General features: G+C 56.3%; 1 protein-coding gene. It reads left to right on the top strand.

All coding sequences use genetic code 11. From position 1 onward, the window contains the following. A partial coding sequence (locus AC0T7J_RS25520; protein ID WP_473798626.1) for a DUF6586 family protein occupies nucleotides 1-258 on the top strand: 258 nt, incomplete at its 5' end. Nucleotides 259-382: the final 124 nt, after the last annotated feature.

Genomic DNA, 382 nt, shown 5'->3' with positions numbered 1-382 from the left:
GAGCTGGCGGAAATGGTTGAGCTGGCTGGTAATCCGGAAACCTGGCTGGCGAAACTGCTGGCGGCGCACGCAGCACTGTTTCAGCCACCGAGGGCGCCACGCAAGCCGAAAGGCGACGTGACGCAGCCGCTGATTCAAGCGATTAATCTTGATGAAGAAGAGGCGCCGGAAGAGCTCAGTCGAGATGAGCTGGAGAGCTGGCGGCAGAACCTCAAGGGCCTGGCCCTGCGTTTCCGGGAAGGCTTGAACGAGTGCTGAGGTAGTTTGGCGCAGTGGCAATCTGAAACATGCTGCTGGTCAAGATCCTGAGTGAAGCTCGAATGATGTCTATATAATCGCTGCCTTTCGTGGAGAACAGACCTATATGCCAACGTCCTTTCTA

It is taken from the genome of Pantoea sp. E956-1 (genome assembly GCF_982223955.1).
Note: the sequence above shows the minus strand (reverse complement) of the source record. Positions and strands in the feature narration are given on the sequence as shown.